The following is a 19,348-nucleotide window of genomic DNA, read 5'->3' as shown; positions in this document are numbered from 1 at the left end:
CCTGGACGGCACCGGGAGCCTCGAGCATGTCAGAGATGCCCGAGCCGTGCACCCGGCGCCGATGGGGAGAAGTCCCCATCAGGCGAGGCCGCGGCGCTCGAGCAGGTAGCGGACCTCGCGGTCCCGGCCGCGGAAGGCCCGGTAGGCCTCGAGCAGATCGCGGGACCCGCCCAGGGCGAGGATCCCCGCCCGGAACGCGTCCCCGGCCTCGCGCAGCGGGACGCCGGCGGCGAGCTGCTCCTCGAACCAGGCGACGGAGTCCGCGTCGAAGGCCTCCGCCCAGAAGTAGGAGTAGTAGCCCGCGGCGTACCCGCCGGAGAAGGTGTGGTGGAAGTAGCCGGTGCGGTAGCGCGGCGCGACCAGCGGGTGGGCGAGGCCGGCGACCTCGAGCTGCTCGGCCTCGAAGGCGCGCGGGTCCTCGACGCGGACGTCGGCGCCGATCCGGTGCCAGCGCCAGTCCAGCACCGCCGCGGCGAGGTACTCGACCGTGGCGAAGCCCTCGCCCCACAGGCTCGCGGACTCGACCCTCTCCAGCAGCTCAGGCGGGACGACCTCCCCGGTCTCCACGTGGCGGGCGTAGTGCTCCACGATGCCCGGGCGCAGCGCCCACATCTCGTTGACCTGGCTGGGGAACTCGACCACGTCGCGCGGGACGGCGGTGCCGGCGACCGAGGGGTTCTCCACGTCGCTCAGCAGGCCGTGCAGCGCATGCCCGAACTCGTGGAACATCGTGCGGACCTCGTCGAGGGTGACCAGCGCCGGCTCGCCCTCGGCGGGGCGGGAGATGTTCATGGTGTTGGTGACGATGGGGCGCGTGCCCTCGAGGTGCGAGCTCAGCGACAGCGAGGTCATCCAGGCGCCGCCGCGCTTGGTGCCCCGCGTGAAGTAGTCGCCGATGAACAGTCCCAGGCCCTCGCCGTCGGCGTCATGGACCTCCCACACCGCGGCCTGCGGGTGGTGGGCCGCGAGATCCTCGCGGCGGGTGAAGCGCAGGCCGTAGACCTGTCCGGCGGCGTGGAAGACGCCGTCCTCGAGCACGCGGTCCAGCGCGAAGTACGGGCTCAGCTCGGCGCGGTCGACCGCGAAGTCCTCCCGCTGCACCCGGTCGGCGTAGTAGGCCCAGTCCCAGGGGGCGAGCTCGTCCACGCCGTCCTCGGCGGCGCGGCGCGCGATCCGCTCGCGCTCGCGCTCGACGTTCGCCATCGCAGGGCCGATGGCCCGGGCGAACAGGTCCTCGACCGCGACGGGCAGGGCGGCCGTGCGATCGGCGACCGCGAGGGCGGCGAAGTCCTCGAAGCCCAGCAGCTCCGCCTTCCGCGCCCGCAGGGAGGCGATGCGCGGGGCCAGCTCCCAGGTCGCGGTGCCGCGCTCGACGGAGGCGCGGTACAGCCGCTCGCGCACGGCGCGGTCCTCGAGGGAGGTCAGCAGCGGCTGGACGGTGGGCAGGCCCAGCGTGAGCAGCCATCCCTCGAGCCCCGCATCGGCCGCCGCGGTCGCGGCCGCGGAGCGCTGGGCCGCATCCAGCCCCGCGAGCTGGGACTCCTCGTGCACGGGCACCGCCGCGGCCTTGAGGTCCTTCTTCACGGCCTGCGAGAACGCGGTCTGCGCCTCGGAGATCTCCTGGTTCAGCGCGGCGAGGGCCTCGCGGCCGGCGTCGTCCAGGCGGGCGCCGCGCAGCACGAAGCGCTGGTGGGTGCGCTCAAGGATGTGGCGCTGCTCCGGGCTCAGGGCGACGGTGCCGTCCTCGGCCGCGCGGCGCAGCGCATCGACCCGCGCGAAGATGCGCGCGTCCAGGTGCAGCGCGTCGTCCAGGGCCGTGAGCTCGGGGGCGATCTCCTTCTCGATCTCCAGCAGCTCGTCGGTGCCGTCGCAGGCCACGAGGTGGAAGAAGACGGGGGTGACGCGGCGCAGCACCGGGCTGCCGTGCTCGAGCGGCTCGAGCACGGAGGCGAAGGTCGGCGCGTCCTGCGCGGCGGCCAGGCGCGCGAGGAGGGCCTTCTGCTCGGCGATCCCGGCGCGGAACGCCGGCAGCAGGTGCTCGGGCCGGATCGCCGCGAAGTCCGGCAGCCCGTAGGGCAGCTCGGAGGCCCGGGCGAAGGGATTGCCCTCCAGTCCTGCCGCAGCGATGTCGGGATCAGGGGCGGAGGAACCGGATGTGACCATGCGCACCAGCCTATCGGCGGGGCTGGGACCGCCATGGGCTCTCCCGGGGCGGAGCCTGGGACCGGCGCGTCGTGTCCGACCTGCGGGGAGGGGCCCCGCGGCGCGCCGCAGCACGGATAATGGCCGGATGGATCCCCGGACCGACCCGACCGTGCCGCCGGCCGGTGCGCCCGCGGCGGTCCCGTGCCCGGGCGCCCCCGCGAGCGCGCTGCCCGCCGCGCCGGGCTCGTCGAGCGCCGGCGAGGTCTACGAGCATCTGGTCCGATGGGGGCCGCACGCCCGCACCGACCTGGCCCGCCTGCTGGGGCTGTCCGGTCCCACCCTCACCCGTCTCACCCGCGAGCTGCTCGAGGCGGGGCTGCTGCGCGAGCTGCCGCCGCTGCCCCAGCTCAAGGGGCGGCCGCAGCAGCCGCTGGACGTCGACGAGGACCACGCCCGCTTCATCGGCATCAAGATCACCGCGCAGAGCGTGTACGCGGCGGTGGTGACGGTCCGCGGGGTCGCGCTCGAGGAGCTGAGCACGGATCTCTCCAGCGCGGATCCGGCGAGCGTGGTCGAGGAGACCGTCGCGCTGTGCGCGCCGCTGGTGGCGGCGCACCCGCGGGTCGCGGGGGTCGGCGTGGGCATCGGCGCCCAGGTCGGGGCGGACGGGGCGGTGGCGGCCTCGGCGATGCTCGGCTGGTACGAGCCGTTCCCCCTGCGGTCCGTGCTCGAGGAGCGCCTGGGCCTGCCGGTGAGCGTGAGCAACGACTTCCATGCCCTGCTCGAGGGGCTGTCCTGGTTCGGGGTGGGCCGGCGCCATCGCAGCTTCGCGGTGATCACCATCGGCGCCGGGGTGGGCGTGGGCAGCGTGGTGGAGACGGAGGTCCATCGCGGCCGCCTGCACCTGGCGGGCCTGACCGGCAGCCTGCCCACCATCACCCGCGACGGGTGCGGGGTCCCGCTGCGCGATGTCGCCAGCACCGCGCACGTGCTGGAGGCCGCCCGTGCTCGCGGGGCGATCGCGCCGGGCCAGGGGCTGGACGCCCTGGTCGATGCCGCGCGCGCGGGGGAGGAGCCCGCCCTGGAGGTGGCCCGCGACGTCGCCCACGCCGTGGCCGTCGCCGGCGCGGGGCTGGTGGGCGTGCTGGACCCGGAGGCGCTGATCCTCGGCGGCGAGGCGGTGGACCTGCTGCGCCTGGGCACCGACTTCCCCGAGGCCCTGCGCTCGCGCCTGACCCGGGCCCAGCGCGACGTGGTCGTGCGCCTGCTGCCCGCGGAGTTCGACGACTGGGCGCGCGGCGCCGCCGTCATCGCGGTGCGTCGCTTCATCGGCGGGGAGGGCGCGTGAGCCCCGGCTCGGCGGCGTGGCGCTCCAGGAAGTCGTAGACCTCGATCTCGTCCACGCCGGGGAAGGCCCCGCGGGGCAGGGGCGAGAACATGTGCGTGTGCACCCGCGCGCTGGGCCAGGCCCGTCCGCTCCACCGCGCGGCCGCCTCTCCCGTGGGGCGCCGGCAGCAGGCCTCGTCCGGGCAGGTCGAGCTGGCCCGGGCGGTGGTCTCCCGCCCTCGCCACCAGCGGGTGTCCTGGTACGGGACGCCGACGGAGATGGAGAACCCGCCGCTCGCCGAGGAGCCGGTCTGGGTCGCGCACCAGAAGGACCCGGCGGGGGTGTCGGTGTACTGGTGCTCCTCCGTGGGCCGGTTCTGCGCGCGCAGCGCCGCGCGCGCCTGGAACCTCCGGCACACCGGCAGGCCCTCGACGGATCCCGTGACGTCCTGGGGCAGCGGGAGGCCGTCGTTCTCGTAGGCCCGGGCGATCGCCCCGTCCTCCTCGACGCGCAGGAAGTGCAGGCGCATCCCGAGATGCTCGGTCATCAGGTTGGTCATCCGCAGGGCCGCCGACTCGTGCGTCACGCCGAAGGCGTCGCGGAAGTCCTCCACGGCCAGGTTCCGCTCCTTCTTCGCCTGCTGCAGGAACTCGACCCCCGCCCCCTCGGGGATGAGGCAGGCCGCGGCGAAGTAGTTGATCTCCAGGCGCTGGCGGAGGAAGTCCGCGTAGGAGGTGGGGGAGGCGTGCTCCAGCAGCTGGTGCGCGATCGCCTGCAGGGCCATGGAGCGAAGCCCGTGCCCGCCGGGGACGGAGGCCGGCGGGAGGTAGATCCGCCCGTTCTCCAGGTCCGTGAGGGACCGGGTGGAGGCCGGCAGGTCGCTGACGTAGATGAGCTGCAGCCCCAGACGCTCTGCCATGGTGCTCACGGTGCGGTGGGTGAGGGCCCCGCCCGCATGCCCTGCCGCCTGCAGCTGCTGCTGGGCGATCTGCTCGATGGCGCCGATGTAGTTGTTCTCCCCGCGCATCCGCAGGCGCAGCTCGGTGTTGGCGCGCCGCGCCTCCTCCGGGGTGGCGATCGCCTCGCTCTCGCGGCGCTGCAGCTCCCGATGCAGGCCGATGATCGAGGAGAGGGTCTCGTCGCTCATGCTCCGTGTGACCCGCACCGGCGGGATGCCGAGCTGGCGGAAGACGGGACTGTCCTGGGCGCGGGCCAGCTCGATCTCGAGGGCCGCCCGCCGGCTGGGAGGCTCGTCCGAGAGGAGGTCGCCGAGGTCCGTGCCGCAGGCCCGGGCGATCGCCTGCAGCAGCGAGAGCTTCGGTTCGCGGCGCCCGTTCTCGATCAGGCTGAGCTGGGACCCGGCGACGCCGACCTCCGCCCCGAGCGCCTCGAGGGTCAGGCCGCGGGCGGTGCGGTGATGTCGGATGCGGTGCCCCAGGGTGGTCAGGGCGAGGTCGGTGCGCGCCATGTCTTCACCATAGCGAAAGAATCGAGGATCTTTCCTCGGTTCCTGGTCTTCAGAGGCGTCGATACACCCGCAGGATGTCATCATCGCACCTGCTTCGAAGGAGATCAGATGACCCTCATCGAGTCCCGCACCGCGGCCTCTCCCGCCGCCTCCGGCTCGGCCACGCCCTCGACCTCCGCGCCCCGGCTGGGCGGCGCCGCTCCCGGCGACCTCGCTTCGGACCCGGCATCGGGCAACGCATCGGCATCGGGCCCCGCATCGGCATCGGGCCGCGCGGCCGACCCGGATCCCTCGCGCGCCGTCCCGCGGGCGGCGCGCCCCTTCGGCCAGGCCCCGTACCGCGGCACGGCGGGGATGACCGACCTGCTCGCATGGGTCGACGACATCGCCCGGCTCGCGCGTCCCGATCGGGTGCACTGGGTCAGCGGCTCGGAGGAGGAGCACGAGGAGCTCCTGCGGGTCCTGGTCGCCGAGGGGAAGCTCGAGAAGCTCGACCCGGTGCTGCGTCCGGACTCCTACCTCGCCCGCTCGCACCCGGGCGACGTCGCCCGCACCGAGGCGCGCACCATCATCGCCTCCGCGCGCGAGGAGGACGCCGGTCCCACCAACAACTGGGCCGATCCCGAGGAGATGCGCGCCCTGCGCGACAGCCTCCTGGACGGCGCCATGCGCGGCCGCACCCTGTACGTCGTCCCCTTCTCCCTCGGGGCCGTCGGCGGGAAGGACTCGCGGATCGGCGTGCAGATCACCGACAGCGCCTACGCGGTCGTCTCGATCGGCGTCATGACCCGGGTCGGCGCGCCGGTGCTGCGCGAGATCTCCGACGGCGCGGCGTGGGTGCGCACCGTGCACTCGGTGGGCGCGCCGCTGGAGCCAGGGCAGGAGGACACGGCCTGGCCCTGCCACGAGGAGAAGCACATCATCCACTTCCCGGAGACGCTGGAGGTCTTCTCCTACGGCTCCGGCTACGGCGGCAACGCGATCCTCGCCAAGAAGTGCGTCGCGCTGCGCCTGGCCTCGGTGATGGCGCGGGACGAGGGCTGGCTGGCCGAGCACATGCTGCTGATCCGCCTCATCTCCCCGCAGGGCCGCCGGTACCACGTCGCGGCGGCGTTCCCCTCGGCCTGCGGCAAGACGAACCTCGCCATGCTGCGCCCCACCCTGCCCGGCTGGCGGGTGGAGACCCTCGGGGACGACATCGTGTGGATGCGTCCCGGGGCCGATGGCCGGATGCACGCCATGAACCCCGAGGCAGGGTTCTTCGGCGTGGCGCCGGGCACCGGGCCGGCGACGAACGCCTCCGCGATCGAGACCCTGTGGGGCCGCACGATCTTCACCAACGTCGCCCGCACCCCGGAGGGCGACGTCTGGTGGGAGGGGCTCACGGACACGCCCCCGGAGCGCCTCGTGGACTGGCAGGGCCGGGACTGGACGCCGTCCTCGGGCCGCCCGGCGGCCCACCCGAACTCGCGCTTCACCGTCTCCGCCGCGCAGTGCCCCCAGATCGCCGAGGACTGGGCGGACCCCGACGGCGTGCCGCTGGACCTGATCCTCTTCGGCGGCCGCCGCGCCGCGCACGTGCCGCTGGTGGTCGAGGCCCGGGACTGGGCGCACGGCGTCTTCCTCGGCGCGACGATCGCCTCGGAGCGCACCGCCGCCGCGGAGGGGACCGTCGGCGAGGTGCGCCGCGAGCCCTTCGCGATGCTGCCCTTCTGCGGCTACCACATGGGCGACTACCTCGCCCACTGGCTGCTGATGGGCCGGCGGATGTACACCGACGCCGCGCCGCGGATCTACCAGGTCAACTGGTTCCGGCGCGGCGAGGACGGCCGCTTCCTGTGGCCCGGGTTCGGCGAGAACATCCGCGTGCTCGACTGGATCATCGGCCGCCTGGAGGGCCGCGCCGGGGCGCAGGACTCGCCCCTGGGCGCCCTGCCCCGGCCCGAGGACCTCGACCTCACCGGCCTGGACCTGCCCGCGGAGGACGTCCGGGAGCTGCTCGCCGTCGACCCCGACGCCTGGCAGGCCGAGGCCGAGGGGATCGGCGCGTTCCTGGAGACCTTCGGCGACCGCCTGCCCGCGGAGCTGGGGGAGGAGCTGGCCTCCCTGCGCGCCCGACTCGCCGCGGCAGAGGCCCCGGTGCGCCCCGACCGCCCCTGAGACCCCGACGCACAGGACGCCCCGGGATCCGTCGCGGATCCCGGGGCGTCCTGCCCCGTGGCCGGTGCCTACTCGAACAGGGCGTTGACCCGGTCGTTGTAGGCGGTGAACTCGGAGACGTCGATCTGGCGCATCCACAGGCGGTCGAAGGCGCTCTGCATGATCGCCGCGATCGAGGCGGAGTTCTCCACCAGCGGGTACAGGCCCGTCTCCCCGCGATCCACCCGGTCGGTGTACGGGGTGACGTCCAGGCCGGACTCGGCGTGCGCGGCGATGGCCTTCTCGGTGCCGATGTCGGTGGCCGGGAAGATCGCCCCGAAGCCGCCGATGATCTCCTGCGCCTCGTCGGAGGCGAGGAAGGCGATCAGCCGGGACGCCTCCTCCTTGTGCTCGGACTGGGACGAGATCGAGTCGCCCAGGCCGTTGAACATCGACACGGGCGTGCCGACGGGGCCCGCAGGCAGCGGAGCGATCCCGAGATCGACCTCGTCCAGCCCGTTGTAGGTGCCGATCATCCACGAGCCCGCCAGCGCCAGGGCGCTGGCCCCGGACTGGATCTGCACCTGCTCGGGGGAGGAGTCGCCGAAGGTGCCGAAGGGCGGGAGGAAGCCCTTGTCCACAAGACCGTAGTACCAGTCCATGGTGGCCTGGAAGCGCTCGTCGTCGTAGTTGAAGCGGCGCCCCCAGGTGCGCTCGTCCGTGAACGTCCACCCGGTGGACAGCGCGAAGGGGGACCACGCCGACTGGCCGACGTAGTCGACGCCGGGCCCTGCGGCCATGCCGTAGGTGGCCACGTTCGTGGGATCGAATCCCTCCTCGTCGCCGCGCACGCCGTGCGCGTCCACGCTGAGGTGGGCGAGGACCTTCTCGAAGGTCCCGCCGTCCTCAGGGTTCCAGTCCAGGCCCACCAGGTCCTCGTCCGTCATCCCCGCCTCGGCCAGGCGCGTGCGGTCGTACATGATGGCGATGGTGTCGTAGTCCTTGGGGATCCCGTAGCGGGCGCCGTCCTGGCCGGTCCACAGATCCTGCAGGCCCTCCTTGAACCGGTCGCCCGGGATCTCGTCGAGCTGGCCGATGCCGTCCAGCGGGCTGATCACCCCGAGCTTGACGAACTCGGGGTACTTGCCCAGGTGGTCGGTGAAGCAGTCCGGCCCGGCCTCCGCGACGAAGCTCGCGGTGAGCTTGGTCCAGTAGTCGTCCCAGCCCATCTGCGTGATCCGCACGTGGATGTCGGGGTTCTCCGCCATGAAGGCCTCGATGGCCGCGGAGTAGGCCGGGAGCTGGTTGGCGTCCCACAGCCAGTAGTCGATGGTGGTGGTGCCGGCGGCGCCGACGCTGCCGCCGCAGCCGGCCAGACCTGCCGTGGCCGCGCCGGCGGCCAGCGCCGCGCCCGTGGTCAGGACAGTCCTGCGGCCGATGCTGCTCACGTTCGGCCTGCGGCCGGTGCTGCTGACGTTCGGCCTGCGGCCGGTGCTGGATGCCGTCATCGTGCGCTCCTCACTTGATCCCGCTGAAGCCGATGGAGTTGACGATCCGCTTCGCGAACAGCGCGAAGATGATCAGCATGGGCGCGGCCGCGACCAGGGTCGCCGCCATCAGGCCCGACCAGTCCGGACCGGTGCCCGGCGCCTGCGCCCGGAAGACGCCGAGCGCCACCGTGAGCACCCGCGAGGAGTCCGTGTAGGAGACCATCAGCGACCAGAAGTACTCGTTCCACGCGCCCATGTAGGTCAGCAGCGCGAGGGTGGTCAGCGCCGCCGAGGCCATCGGCAGGATCAGCGTGAAGAACACGCGGATCTTCCCGGCGCCGTCCAGCAGCGCGGCCTCCTCGACCTCCTGCGGCACGTTGTTGAAGAACTGCCGCAGGAAGAAGATCCCGAAGCTGGAGATGAACAGCGTCGGCAGCATGATCCCGGCCAGCGTGTCCACCAGGCCCAGGTTCTTGATGAGGATGAAGTTGGGCAGCAGGGTGAAGATCTGCGGGATCATCAGCGAGCCCAGGAACACCAGGAACACGGTGTCGCGGCCGCGCCAGTGCAGGCGGCTGAACGCATAGGCGGCCAGCGCGCAGGAGAACGTCTGCACCACGGTGATGGTCGTCGCGACGATCACGGAGTTCAGCAGGTAGCGCCAGAAGTTGATGGAGGCCCCGGACCCTCCCTGCGAGATCGCGGTCTCCACGTCCTGCAGCCCGAAGACGCGCTCGAAGCCGCCGAGGTTCCAGCCCACCGGGAGCAGGCTGCCGGGGTCCGTGCCCAGCGCGGTGTTCGAGGACAGCGCCGTGCGCAGGATCCAGTAGAAGGGGAACAGGGTGATGATCAGGATCGCGATCATCGCGATCCAGGCGATCAGCCGGCCCCAGCTGAAGGGGCGGCGCGGGCGGCGGGACGGCGCGGCGGCGGTGCCGGGCGCGGAGGCCGTCGGTGCGGTGGTGGTCGTCATCGGTCTCCTCCTCTCAGTTCAGGTCCGACTGGCCGGCGCGCGAGAACCGGTACTGGGCGAAGGTGATCACCATGAGGATGATCAGCAGCGCCACGGACAGGGCGGAGGCGTAGCCGAACTCGTACTCCGCGAACGCGTTCTGGTAGATGTACATCTGCAGCACCCGCGAGGAGTCGGCGGGGCCGCCCTGCGTGGTCACCGAGACGGTGTCGAACACCTGGAACGAGCCGATGATCGACATGATCAGCACCAGGGCGAGGATCGGCCGCAGCAGCGGCAGGGTGATGCGGCGGAACATCGCCACCTCGCCCGCGCCGTCGGTCCGCGCCGCCTCGTAGAGGCCCTGCGGGATGGCCTGCAGCCCGGCGAACAGCAGCAGCGCCGTGTAGCCCATGTGCCGCCACACGTTGACCAGGGCGATCGTCGGGATCACCCAGGTCTCCGAGGTCCAGAACTGCACGGGATCCAGGCCGATGCCCGCGATCAGGCGGTTGACGATGCCCAGCTGCGTGTCCAGCAGCCACAGGAAGGTGATGGCGGCGACCACGTTGGAGACGAGGTACGGGGCCAGGACCAGCGAGCGCATCACCGTGGACTGCGTCAGGCGCTGCATGAGCACGGCGATGACCAGGGCCACCACCGTCTGGATGCCGATGTTCAGCACCACGTACCAGATGGTCACCTTCAGGGAGTTCCAGAAGATGGGGTCGGTGAGCATCTCGCGGTAGTTGGCCAGGCCCACCCAGCTCGGCGGGGTCAGGGTCGTGTACTCCGTGAAGGAGTAGTAGATGCCGGTCAGCAGCGGCCAGATGAGGAACACCAGCAGGCCGATGCTCGCCGGCGCGATGAACAGCAGCGCCAGGGCCGTGTCATCCTTCCGGCGCCCGCGGCCGCCCCGGATGGGGCTCGTCGCGGATGGCCGTCGCGTCGTCGTCGTCGCGGAGGTCATGCGCACTTCCTTGTCCGGAGGGGCAGGAGCCCCTCCTCGTGTCATGAGGCGGAGGCCTCGGGGGAGGTGAGCTCGAGCAGGATCGCCTGCTCGGGGTCGAGGACGGGGGCGTCGATGCCGGCGCGCAGCAGCGCGGAGCCCGGCAGCACGACCGCCTCGCCGTCGAGGGCGCGGCGCATCCACACCGGGGCGATGAGGCCGTGGGGCCGCTCGTCGCCGAGGTGGACCTGCACGCGGTACCGCCGCGCGGGGTCCAGACCCGGGAGCTGGAGGCGCCCGCCCTGGACCTGACCGCTGCGGGTCATGGCCGTGACCGAGAACAGCGCGCGGTCCTGCGCGGGGGAGACGACGCCGCTCACCCAGAGGACGTCCTCCGCGGCGCGGTCCGCGCGCACCAGATCGCCGGTGAACAGCAGCTCCCGCACGCGCTTGTGCAGCGCCAGCCACCCGCGCAGCTGCGCGAGCTCGTCCTCGCTCGCGGAGGCGAGATCCCACTCGATGCCCAGGTGGCCGAACACCGCGGTCGCCGCACGGAAGGCCAGGGTGTGCAGGCGCCCGGTGGTGTGGGAGCGGCCCGAGGCGATGTGGCTGCCCATCAGCTCCAGGGGGATGAGCTGGCTGGTCCAGCGGTTCATCTGCTGGCGGTCCAGGGGGTCGATGCAGTCCGAGACCCACACCCGGTCGGTGCGCTCGAGCACCTCGAGGTCCACGCGCGCCCCGCCGGAGGAGCAGGACTCGATCTCCAGCCCCGGGTTGTCGCGCTTCAGCTCCTCGAGCAGGCGGTAGAAGGCCTCGGTCTGGGCGTGCACGCCGGCGGCGCCGGTGGCGCGGGTGGCCGCCTCGATGAGGTCGCGGTTGTGGTCCCACTTGATGTAGCCGATGTCGTAGCGGTCCAGGATCGCCTGCATCTGGCCGTGCACGTGGGCGTAGGCCTCGGGGATGGCGAGGTTGAGGACCTGCTGCTGGCGCGAGCGCAGCGGCATCCGGTCGGGGGAGGGGGCCATGATCCACTCGGGGTGGGCGCGGGCCACCTCGGAGTCCTCGTTGACCATCTCCGGCTCGAACCACAGGCCGAACTGCATGCCCAGCCCGGTCACGTGGTCGATCAGGGGGGACAGCCCCGCGGGGGGCGGCCAGACGTCCTCGGACTCGACCCAGTCGCCCAGGCCCGAGGAGTCGTCGCGGCGCGAGCCGAACCAGCCGTCGTCCAGCACGTACCGCTCCACGCCGAGGGCCGCCGCGCGGTCGGCGAGGTCCCGCAGCCGGGTCAGGTCGTGGTCGAAGTACACGGCCTCCCACACGTTCAGGGTCACGGGGCGGTCGGTCCCCACGTGCTGCGCGCGGGAGCGCAGGTGGCGGTGGAAGCGGGCGGCCACGGCGTCCAGGCCCCGCGCGTGGTTCGCGTACAGCCACGGGCCGGTGTAGGTCTCGTCGGCGGCGAGGCGCACCTCGCCCGGCAGCAGCAGCTCGCCGCCGCCCAGGATCTGACGGCCGGTGCTGAGCTTCTCCGCCAGATGGCGGTGGTTGCCGGAGAAGGCGGTGTGCACCGCCCAGATCTCGCCCTCGCGGAACCCGAAGCCGGGGGCGCCGGCATGCAGCACGTAGGCGGAGTCCGCGCCGGTGCGGCCGCGCCGGTTCTCGCGCAGGTGGGTGCCGACGCCGAAGGACGTGCGCTGCGGGGTGCGCTCCTTGGCCCATCGGCCGGCGAAGTCGAGCAGCTCGGCGGCCTGCGCCGGGACCGGGACGGCGAGGGTGAGCTCCTGCAGCTGGTAGGGGGCCTCGCCGCGGTTGGTGAGCGCGGCCCGCAGGCGCAGCAGCCCCGTGGGCAGAAGTTCGATCTCGAGCGCGACCTCGAGGGCGAGCTCCGGGTCGACGAGGTCGACCTCCACGCGGGAGGGGCCGGCCTCGAGGGCCGGCTGATCCACCGGCGCCGCGGCGGCGGCGAGCCCGGCCGATGCGGAGGTGCCCGGCCCGGTGACATCGGCCCGGCGGATCGCCGCGACCTGCAGCCGGGGGGCGAAGCCGGAGCCGTCGGCCCGCGAGCCCGAGATGCCGGGGCGCCCCACCCAGCCATCGGCCGACTGCGCGATGATGCCCACGCGCACCGGCACGTCCACCGCGTTCTGCGGCATGCTCGGCACCGCCGTGAGGGCGATCTGGTCGATCTCCTCGCCGCGGAGCTCTCCGAGGTCCTCGCCCCAGTGGACGATCTCGGGGACGCGGCCGTCGGTGACGTCCAGCAGGACGCTGACGCCGGCGGCGCGCAGGTGGAGGCGGTGGGTGAGGCCCGGGACGGGCGCGGTGACGGCGGCGTCCAGGTTCGTGCTGCGAGGCGGCATCGGTCTCTCTCCGGTGAGGCGGCGTCCGCGCCCGGCGGGGTGCGGTGCGACAAAATTACATCATGAAAGTAAATCGGAGAAGAGATGTGGCTCACGGTGCGGACACCGTCCGCCCGCCCGTCCGGCCGCCGGGGGCCGGTCCGCAGGCCGCACGGCGAGAGCCCGGGAGCGCGGGAGGGCCGCGGCGATATGCTGGCCGCCCCCGACCAGGCCAGGAGGCCGACCATGATCTTGAACCAGTCCTCGAAGCTGCGTGATGTCTGCTATGAGATCCGAGGACCGGTCCCCGCCGAGGCAGCCCGCATGGAGGCCGAGGGGCACAAGATCATCAAGCTGAACATCGGCAACCCGGCGCCGTTCGGCTTCGAGGCGCCCGACGAGATCCTCGTCGACATGATCCGCCAGCTGCCCACCGCCCAGGGGTACTCCGAGTCCAAGGGCATCCCCGCGGCCCGCCGCGCCGTCGCGCAGTACTACCAGACCCGCGGCATGCCCGGCATGGAGCTGGACGACGTGTACCTCGGCAACGGCGTCTCCGAGCTGATCCAGATGGTGTGCCAGGCGCTCGTCGACAACGGCGACGAGGTCCTGGTGCCGATGCCCGACTACCCCCTGTGGACCGCCTCGGTGTCCCTCGCCGGCGGCCGGGCCGTGCACTACCGGTGCGACGAGGAGAACCACTGGTGGCCGGACATCACCGACATCGCCGACAAGGTCACCGAGCGGACCAAGGCGATCGTGGTGATCAATCCGAACAACCCCACCGGAGCGGTCTACCCCGAGTCGGTGCTGCAGCAGATCATCGAGGTCGCCCGCAAGCACGACCTGCTGATCCTGTCCGACGAGATCTACGACAAGATCACCTACGACGGCGTGACCCACACGCCCATCGGCTCCCTCGCGCACGACCTGCTGACGATCACCTTCAACGGCCTGTCCAAGGCGTACCGCGTGGCCGGCTTCCGCGCCGGGTGGATGGCGCTGTACGGCCCCAAGGACCACGCCGCGAGCTTCATCGAGGGCCTGGACGTGCTCTCCAACATGCGCCTGTGCCCGAACGTCCCCGCGCAGCACGTGGTGGCGACGGCGCTGGGCGGGTACCAGTCCATCACCGACCTCCTGCTGCCCGGGGGCCGGCTGCTCGAGCAGCGCGACGCCGCCTACGAGGGCCTGTCCGCGATCCCCGGGGTCAGCGTCGAGAAGGCCGAGGGGGCGCTGTACATGTTCCCGAGGCTCGACCGCGAGATGTACCGCGTGGAGAACGACGAGCAGTTCGCCTACGACCTGCTGCGCTCGAAGAAGCTGCTGGTCACGCAGGGCACCGGCTTCAACTATCCGGATCCCGACCACTTCCGCCTGGTGACGCTGCCCAGCGTGGAGGTGCTCCAGGACGCGATCGACCGCATCGCCGACTTCCTCGCCGGCATCCGGCGCTGAGCGGGGCCCATCCGAGTGTGCTCCACCGACACCGGCGCGTGTCGGAGGACGCTCCCGGGGGAAGGTCGGACGCCACGACGCCCGCTCGCGGCGAGGCGAGCGGGCGTCGTGGTCGGTGCGTGCGCGGGCGCGCGGGTCAGTGGGCCTCGGCGGGCACCCTGTCGCGCTGGGCCTGGGCCTCGCGGGCCACGCGGACCATCTCCTCGCGGTCGACGACCTTGATGCGCGGGCGGGCCTGGCCCTCGGCGTCCAGCGCGGCGGCGCCCAGGTCGACCTCGTGGGCGTCCAGGCCCATCCAGCCGTCCCAGGTCGTGTAGGCCACGTCCTTGTCCTCGAGCAGGCGCAGGATCGAGTCGTTGTCGCGATCCGCGGCGGGGGTCAGCACGCCGGCGTCGAGATCCTCGAGCAGGCAGGCGATGGTCTCGACCGCATCGGACTTGGTCGCGCCGATCAGGCCGACGGGCCCGCGCTTGATCCAGCCGTTGGCGTAGACGCCGGGGATCGGCGCGCCGTCGCGGATGACACGGCCTGCCTCGTTGGTGATCACGCCGCGGCGCTCGTCGTAGGGCAGGCCCGGGACCTCGGAGCCGTGGTAGCCGATCGCGCGGTAGACGGCACCCAGCTCGTAGTCGACGAACTCGCCGGTGCCGACCACGGCACCCTGCTCGTCGAGCTCGGTGCGCTCGAAGCGCATGCCGGTGACCTTGCCGTCCTCGCCGAGGACCTCGACGGGCCGATGCCAGAAGTGCAGGTGCAGGCGGCGCTGCACGGGACCGCCGTGGTGGTCGGTGGGCTCCTCGCCGGCGGCCTCGCGGCGCTTCTGCTCCTCGAGCCAGCCGGTGAAGGTGGTGACGATCTGATCGGTGCGCTTGTCGGCGCGGATCTCCTCCCACTCCTTCTCGGTGATCTGCGCGAAGTCGCGCTCCTCGAGGACGACCTGCACGCCCTGGGGGTGGGCGAGCTCGCGGGTCTCCAGCGGGGAGAACTTGGTCTGCGCGGGGCCGCGGCGGCCGAAGACGTGCACGTCGGTGGTGGCCGCGCCCTTCAGGCCCTCGTAGACGTTGGCGGGGATCTCGGTGCGCAGCAGCTCGTCGGCGGACTTGGCGAGCATGCGGGCGGCGTCGAGGGCCACGTTGCCGTTGCCGATCATCGCCACGTGCTGGGCCGAGAGGTCCCAGGTGCGCGGGTAGTCGGGGTTGCCGTCGTACCAGGCGACGAAGTCGGCGGCGCCGAAGGAGCCCTCGAGGTCGATGCCGGGGATGTCGAGCCGGGCGTCCTTGAGGGCGCCGGTGGCGAAGATGATGGCGTCGTAGCGCTCGCGCAGCTCCTCGAAGCTGAGGTCGGTGCCGACCGCGACATCGCCGATGAAGCGGATGTCGCCGCGGCCGAGGATGCGGTGCAGGGCGGTGATGATGCCCTTGATGCGCGGGTGATCGGGGGCGACGCCGTAGCGGATGAGGCCGAACGGCGTCGGCATCGCATCGAAGATGTCGCACTGGACGGTCAGCTCGCCGGACTTCACGCGGGGCGTGCGGGCGAGGGTCTCGGCGGCGTAGACCCCGGCGGGGCCCGCGCCGATCACGGCAAGGCGCAGAGGCTGGGTGGTGGACATCGGACCTCGAGTCTCTTCTCCGGACGGGATTGTCGAACCAGCTTATACGGGGTATTCGCAGACCTTTGGGGGTGCGTGGGCGTCCTCACACCGTTCGTCCGATGTCGACACATTCCAGGCATCCCGGACGTCACACGATGTCACACGAGGCCATCGAGGTCGACATCCGGCGTCACATTCCGGACCGGGGAATCCCCGGCCGCGCCTGCGGGGCGGGGGTCGATGCTCAGTCCCGCGCCTCCGGCACGACGCCCACGGCGACCTCCAGGGTCGAGCGGTTCCCCGCGGGCCCCACCACGATGCCCCGCAGCGGCGGCACGTCCGTGTAGTCGCGCCCCCAGGCGGTGGTCACGAAGCGCTGGTCGACGAAGGTGTTGTTGGTGGGGTCGATGTCGACCCAGCCGCATCCGGGCACGAGCACGCTGAGCCAGGCGTGGGAGGCCGCGGAGCCGATCATCTCCCCGGTCGGGGCGGTGCCCAGGGTCGCCGGATCCGCGCTCGCCGTGCGCAGATAGCCCGAGACGTACCGGGCCGCGAGTCCCATGCAGCGGGCCACGGCCACGCCCACGTGCGAGAAGTCCTGGCACACGCCGTGGCGGGCGGCGAGCACCTCCTCGAGGGTCGAGGTCACGGTGGTGGCCCCGGAGGAATAGGTGAAGCCGGTGTGGATGCGGTGGGTGAGGTCGGCCAGGGCCTCGCCGATGGGCCGTTCTGGGGTGAAGACCTGCTCGGCGATCTCCCGCACCGCGGGGATGGTGCGGATCCGCGGGGAGGGCAGCACGAAGTCGACGCTCTCGGCGGGCATGAGGTTGCCCCAGCGGTCCTGGGTGCACGACTCCCAGGGCGCGGCGAGCCGCTCGGGCGGGTACTCGCGGCCCAGCACGGTCACCCGCGCCCGCGAATGCACGTCCAGGGCGTCATGCGGCCCGTTCACCAGCAGGAAGGTCGAGGAGTTGCCGTAGACGTCGGTGTGGGCGGTGAGCACGGCCGGCGCCGGCTCGACGGTCACCTCATGGGAGAGGACCCGCTGGTACGGGGTCGCGCGCGGCTCGACGTGGGCGCGGCCGTAGTTGCGGTCCACGGTGCGCTGGTAGCGGTAGCTGGTGAGGTGGTGGACGAGATAGTCCACGGGCTCCGGCGCCGCGGCCCCCTCGACCTGCAGGGGGATGCGCGGCGGCGCCGGCGTGCGACGGGCGGCGGCGCTCCCCGATGCGCTCGGCTCAGACATCGTCGATCCCCCAGGCGGCCGTGCGCTCGGGAGCGCGGAAGAACTCCTCCTCGAGCGCGGTGGACAGGGTGCGCAGCAGGTCCCGGGCCGCGCCGAGCTGCGCGGGCACGCCGGTGCGGGCGGAGCCCTCCGCCTCGGGCTGCAGCAGGCTGCGCGCGGAGAGCGACTCGGTGCGGGAGCGCAGATCGGCCAGCAGGGAGCGGACCTCGCTGGTCGCCGAGGTGTCGGGCAGGCGGTCCACCGCCTCCCGCAGCCGCTCGACCTGGAAGGCGAGGGAGCGCGGCAGGGCCGCATCGGCCAGCAGCATCTCCGCGAGCAGCTCGGGGTGCAGAGGAGAGCGGTAGGCGCGGCGGAAGGCGGTGCTCGCCCCGGTGATGGTGGCGACCGCCGCGCAGACCCGCTGCTCCAAGCGGAGGGAGCGGCGCTCGGAGAAGACGGAGCCCAGCAGGGCCAGCAGCCCCAGGGCCCGCTCGATGCGGCGCCCCGCCTCCCACAGGTCCCGGCCCGTGCCCCGGCTCATGGACTCGGTGATCGCGCCGGTGAGCGTCAGGCAGCCGTCGACCAGGACGGTGAGGGACTGCTCCAGCGGCCCCTCGAGGGCGGCCGGGGCGCGCAGGGTCTCGCGCATCCGCGTCAGGGCCGGCCAGATGTCCTCGCCGACGAGGTCCCGCAGGCTGAGCGTGCTGTGCTCGAGGGCGCGGAAGGACTGCCCCAGGGAGCCGGGGCGGGAGACGTCGGTGACCACCGAGGCCAGCTCGGCATCCACGGCGTCGCCGTCGGTCGGGTCGATCGCGGTGAAGCCGGGATAGGTCGCGGTCACGTCGGTGACCGCGCGCAGCAGCACGGTGCGGGCGGTGAGCGCGGAGGCGGAGCGCTCGGCCCTCAGATCGTTGCCCACGTCCACGACGGTGCGCAGCATGCGGGCGGTCTGGTCGACCCGCTCGAGGTAGCGGCCGAACCAGAACAGGTCGGTGCCGATCGACGGCGTGATCGCCGTGCGGGAGGGCAGGGCGCCGATGCCCTCGAGCGCCTCGCCCCGGCTCTCGGCACCCTCGGGGGCGGAGGACGGCTCCGGCACCAGCACCCACACGTCCTTCAGGGCCGGGGGCGCGTCGTCATCCGTGCGGGCGATCCCGCCGGGCAGGACCTCGTAGCCCGACTCCCCGGCGACCACCATGACCTGCAGCGTCACGGGACGTTCGACGAGCTCCTCGCCGCCGTCGGGGTCCAGCGACAGGGCTGTCGCCCGCTCCGGGCCGAGAGGGCCCGCGGGGGAGTGCAGGCGCAGGTCCTCGTGGAGGACCTGCCGGCACAGGTCCGGCAGCGCGGCGCGCAGCGCCGGGTTCTCCAGGATCCCGGCGCCGATGGGGTTGAGCACCGCGACCTCCCCGCGGCGCGCCGCCTCGGTGAGGCCGGTGACCCCGCCCAGCGGCGTCGGGCCCAGGTCCAGGGGATCGACCTGCGCGGAGGGGACCAGGCGCCAGATGGCGTCCACGCCCGTGGTCTCGGCGGCGGTGCCGGCCGGGGCGTGCAGGCGCACGCTGCCGTCGCGGATCACGAGATCGGTCGCGGAGACGACGGGGGCGCCCAGCAGGCTCGCCAGCAGCCGATGGTCCGCGCTCTGCGCATCCCCCGCCTCGTCGATGAGCACCACCAGGCGGCCGGCGCGGCCGTCGGCGCGCAGACGGGCGTGCAGGGACGTGCGCACGGTGTCGAAGAAGGGCTGCAGGCGGTGCAGCGGCGTGGAGCGGTACAGCGAGGGGACCGAGCGGGAGAGCACACGGCGCAGCTCGATGGCCAGGCCGCTGCCGCCGGGGGTGTCGGTGGAGTCCTCCAGCACCATCCAGCGACCCTCGGCCGTGCGGGTCACCCGGCAGGTGAGCATGTGCAGGTGCGCGGCGCCGTGGGCGGGCATGCCGACGGCGGGGCGCAGGTAGGCGGGATCCGCGAAGACCGCCTCGGCCGGGGCGACGTCGCCGGTCAGGACGGTGCGCGGGCCGTACAGGTCGCCGTACAGCTCGTCGAGGAGGCGGGCGCGCTGGGTCAGCCCTGCGACCAGGTCCTGCCAGGCGTCGTCGTCCACCACCACCGGGACGGGGTCGACGATCTCCCCGGGGCGCTGCGAGAGCTCCGCGGCGAGCATGTCGCGGGCGGCGCCGGCGGCGCGCCGGCGCCCCGCCGGACCCAGGGCGCGCAGCTCCGCCGGGAGCGTGTCCGGTCGATGGGAGGTCACCGGCTCAT

12 protein-coding genes are annotated in these 19,348 nt (G+C 72.9%); 3 read left to right on the top strand and 9 right to left on the bottom strand.

Going from position 1 to position 19,348, the window contains the following annotated elements:
• Window positions 1–78: 78 nt before the first annotated feature.
• Window positions 79–2,163: a M3 family metallopeptidase gene (locus ABD234_RS09605; protein WP_344355575.1), complete on the bottom strand. Its 2,085-nt coding sequence runs from the start codon at window positions 2,161–2,163 to the stop codon at window positions 79–81.
• A 127-nt stretch (window positions 2,164–2,290) separates the two neighbouring features.
• Between ABD234_RS09605 and ABD234_RS09600 the strand changes: the two genes are divergently transcribed.
• Complete coding sequence (locus ABD234_RS09600) at window positions 2,291–3,493, top strand: ROK family transcriptional regulator (protein WP_084148398.1); 1,203 nt, start codon at window positions 2,291–2,293, stop codon at window positions 3,491–3,493.
• Here ABD234_RS09600 and ABD234_RS09595 read toward each other — a convergent pair.
• Window positions 3,471–4,940: a helix-turn-helix domain-containing protein gene (locus ABD234_RS09595; protein WP_344355572.1), complete on the bottom strand. Its 1,470-nt coding sequence runs from the start codon at window positions 4,938–4,940 to the stop codon at window positions 3,471–3,473. The genes ABD234_RS09600 and ABD234_RS09595 overlap by 23 nt on opposite strands.
• Window positions 4,941–5,294: 354 nt before the next feature.
• Between ABD234_RS09595 and ABD234_RS09590 the strand changes: the two genes are divergently transcribed.
• Window positions 5,295–7,100, top strand: coding sequence for a phosphoenolpyruvate carboxykinase (GTP) (locus ABD234_RS09590; RefSeq protein ID WP_344355858.1), 1,806 nt, complete (start codon window positions 5,295–5,297; stop codon window positions 7,098–7,100).
• Window positions 7,101–7,168: 68 nt separating this feature from the next.
• On the opposite strand, the gene ABD234_RS09585 is transcribed toward ABD234_RS09590, so the two are convergent.
• The 4 genes from ABD234_RS09585 to ABD234_RS09570 are packed head-to-tail and all read right to left on the bottom strand — an operon-like array spanning window position 7,169 to window position 12,830.
• Window positions 7,169–8,587 (bottom strand): ABC transporter substrate-binding protein, encoded by a 1,419-nt coding sequence (locus ABD234_RS09585; protein WP_344355569.1) that lies wholly within the window; start codon window positions 8,585–8,587, stop codon window positions 7,169–7,171.
• Window positions 8,588–8,597: 10 nt separating this feature from the next.
• The gene (locus ABD234_RS09580; RefSeq protein ID WP_344355567.1) at window positions 8,598–9,542 is read right to left on the bottom strand and encodes a carbohydrate ABC transporter permease; all 945 of its coding nucleotides are present in this window, start codon (window positions 9,540–9,542) and stop codon (window positions 8,598–8,600) included.
• 13 nt (window positions 9,543–9,555) lie between these two features.
• Complete coding sequence (locus ABD234_RS09575) at window positions 9,556–10,491, bottom strand: carbohydrate ABC transporter permease (RefSeq protein ID WP_344355565.1); 936 nt, start codon at window positions 10,489–10,491, stop codon at window positions 9,556–9,558.
• A gap of 41 nt (window positions 10,492–10,532) precedes the next feature.
• Window positions 10,533–12,830: an alpha-galactosidase gene (locus ABD234_RS09570; protein ID WP_344355562.1), complete on the bottom strand. Its 2,298-nt coding sequence runs from the start codon at window positions 12,828–12,830 to the stop codon at window positions 10,533–10,535.
• A 225-nt stretch (window positions 12,831–13,055) separates the two neighbouring features.
• Here ABD234_RS09570 and ABD234_RS09565 point away from each other — a divergent pair, with 225 nt between their 5' ends.
• Window positions 13,056–14,267 (top strand): pyridoxal phosphate-dependent aminotransferase, encoded by a 1,212-nt coding sequence (locus tag ABD234_RS09565; RefSeq protein ID WP_344355560.1) that lies wholly within the window; start codon window positions 13,056–13,058, stop codon window positions 14,265–14,267.
• Window positions 14,268–14,403: 136 nt separating this feature from the next.
• Here the strand turns inward: ABD234_RS09565 and ABD234_RS09560 are convergent, their stop codons facing one another.
• The 3 genes from ABD234_RS09560 to ABD234_RS09550 all read right to left on the bottom strand — a co-directional run bounded on the left by ABD234_RS09560 (window position 14,404) and on the right by ABD234_RS09550 (window position 19,340).
• A complete protein-coding gene (locus ABD234_RS09560) occupies window positions 14,404–15,879 on the bottom strand; it encodes an FAD-dependent oxidoreductase (RefSeq protein ID WP_344355557.1) in 1,476 nt (491 codons plus the stop codon).
• A gap of 226 nt (window positions 15,880–16,105) precedes the next feature.
• The gene (locus ABD234_RS09555; protein WP_051486731.1) at window positions 16,106–17,107 is read right to left on the bottom strand and encodes a transglutaminase family protein; all 1,002 of its coding nucleotides are present in this window, start codon (window positions 17,105–17,107) and stop codon (window positions 16,106–16,108) included.
• Complete coding sequence (locus tag ABD234_RS09550) at window positions 17,100–19,340, bottom strand: circularly permuted type 2 ATP-grasp protein (protein ID WP_344355553.1); 2,241 nt, start codon at window positions 19,338–19,340, stop codon at window positions 17,100–17,102. The genes ABD234_RS09555 and ABD234_RS09550 overlap by 8 nt, the downstream gene beginning before the upstream one ends.
• Window positions 19,341–19,348 lie beyond the last annotated feature (8 nt).

This window comes from Brachybacterium phenoliresistens (genome assembly GCF_039530785.1).
Lineage (GTDB): Bacteria > Actinomycetota > Actinomycetes > Actinomycetales > Dermabacteraceae > Brachybacterium > Brachybacterium phenoliresistens.
Note: the sequence above shows the minus strand (reverse complement) of the source record. Positions and strands in the feature narration are given on the sequence as shown.

Coding starts and splice junctions, on each gene's coding strand:
- ABD234_RS09605 (WP_344355575.1), bottom strand. CDS start 2,163: ATGGTCACATCCGGTTCCTCCGCCCCTGATCCCGACATCGCTGCGGCA.
- ABD234_RS09575 (WP_344355565.1), bottom strand. CDS start 10,491: ATGACCTCCGCGACGACGACGACGCGACGGCCATCCGCGACGAGCCCC.
- ABD234_RS09565 (WP_344355560.1), top strand. CDS start 13,056: ATGATCTTGAACCAGTCCTCGAAGCTGCGTGATGTCTGCTATGAGATC.
- ABD234_RS09585 (WP_344355569.1), bottom strand. CDS start 8,587: ATGACGGCATCCAGCACCGGCCGCAGGCCGAACGTCAGCAGCACCGGC.
- ABD234_RS09560 (WP_344355557.1), bottom strand. CDS start 15,879: ATGTCCACCACCCAGCCTCTGCGCCTTGCCGTGATCGGCGCGGGCCCC.
- ABD234_RS09555 (WP_051486731.1), bottom strand. CDS start 17,107: ATGTCTGAGCCGAGCGCATCGGGGAGCGCCGCCGCCCGTCGCACGCCG.
- ABD234_RS09595 (WP_344355572.1), bottom strand. CDS start 4,940: ATGGCGCGCACCGACCTCGCCCTGACCACCCTGGGGCACCGCATCCGA.
- ABD234_RS09600 (WP_084148398.1), top strand. CDS start 2,291: ATGGATCCCCGGACCGACCCGACCGTGCCGCCGGCCGGTGCGCCCGCG.
- ABD234_RS09580 (WP_344355567.1), bottom strand. CDS start 9,542: ATGACGACCACCACCGCACCGACGGCCTCCGCGCCCGGCACCGCCGCC.
- ABD234_RS09570 (WP_344355562.1), bottom strand. CDS start 12,830: ATGCCGCCTCGCAGCACGAACCTGGACGCCGCCGTCACCGCGCCCGTC.
- ABD234_RS09590 (WP_344355858.1), top strand. CDS start 5,295: ATGACCGACCTGCTCGCATGGGTCGACGACATCGCCCGGCTCGCGCGT.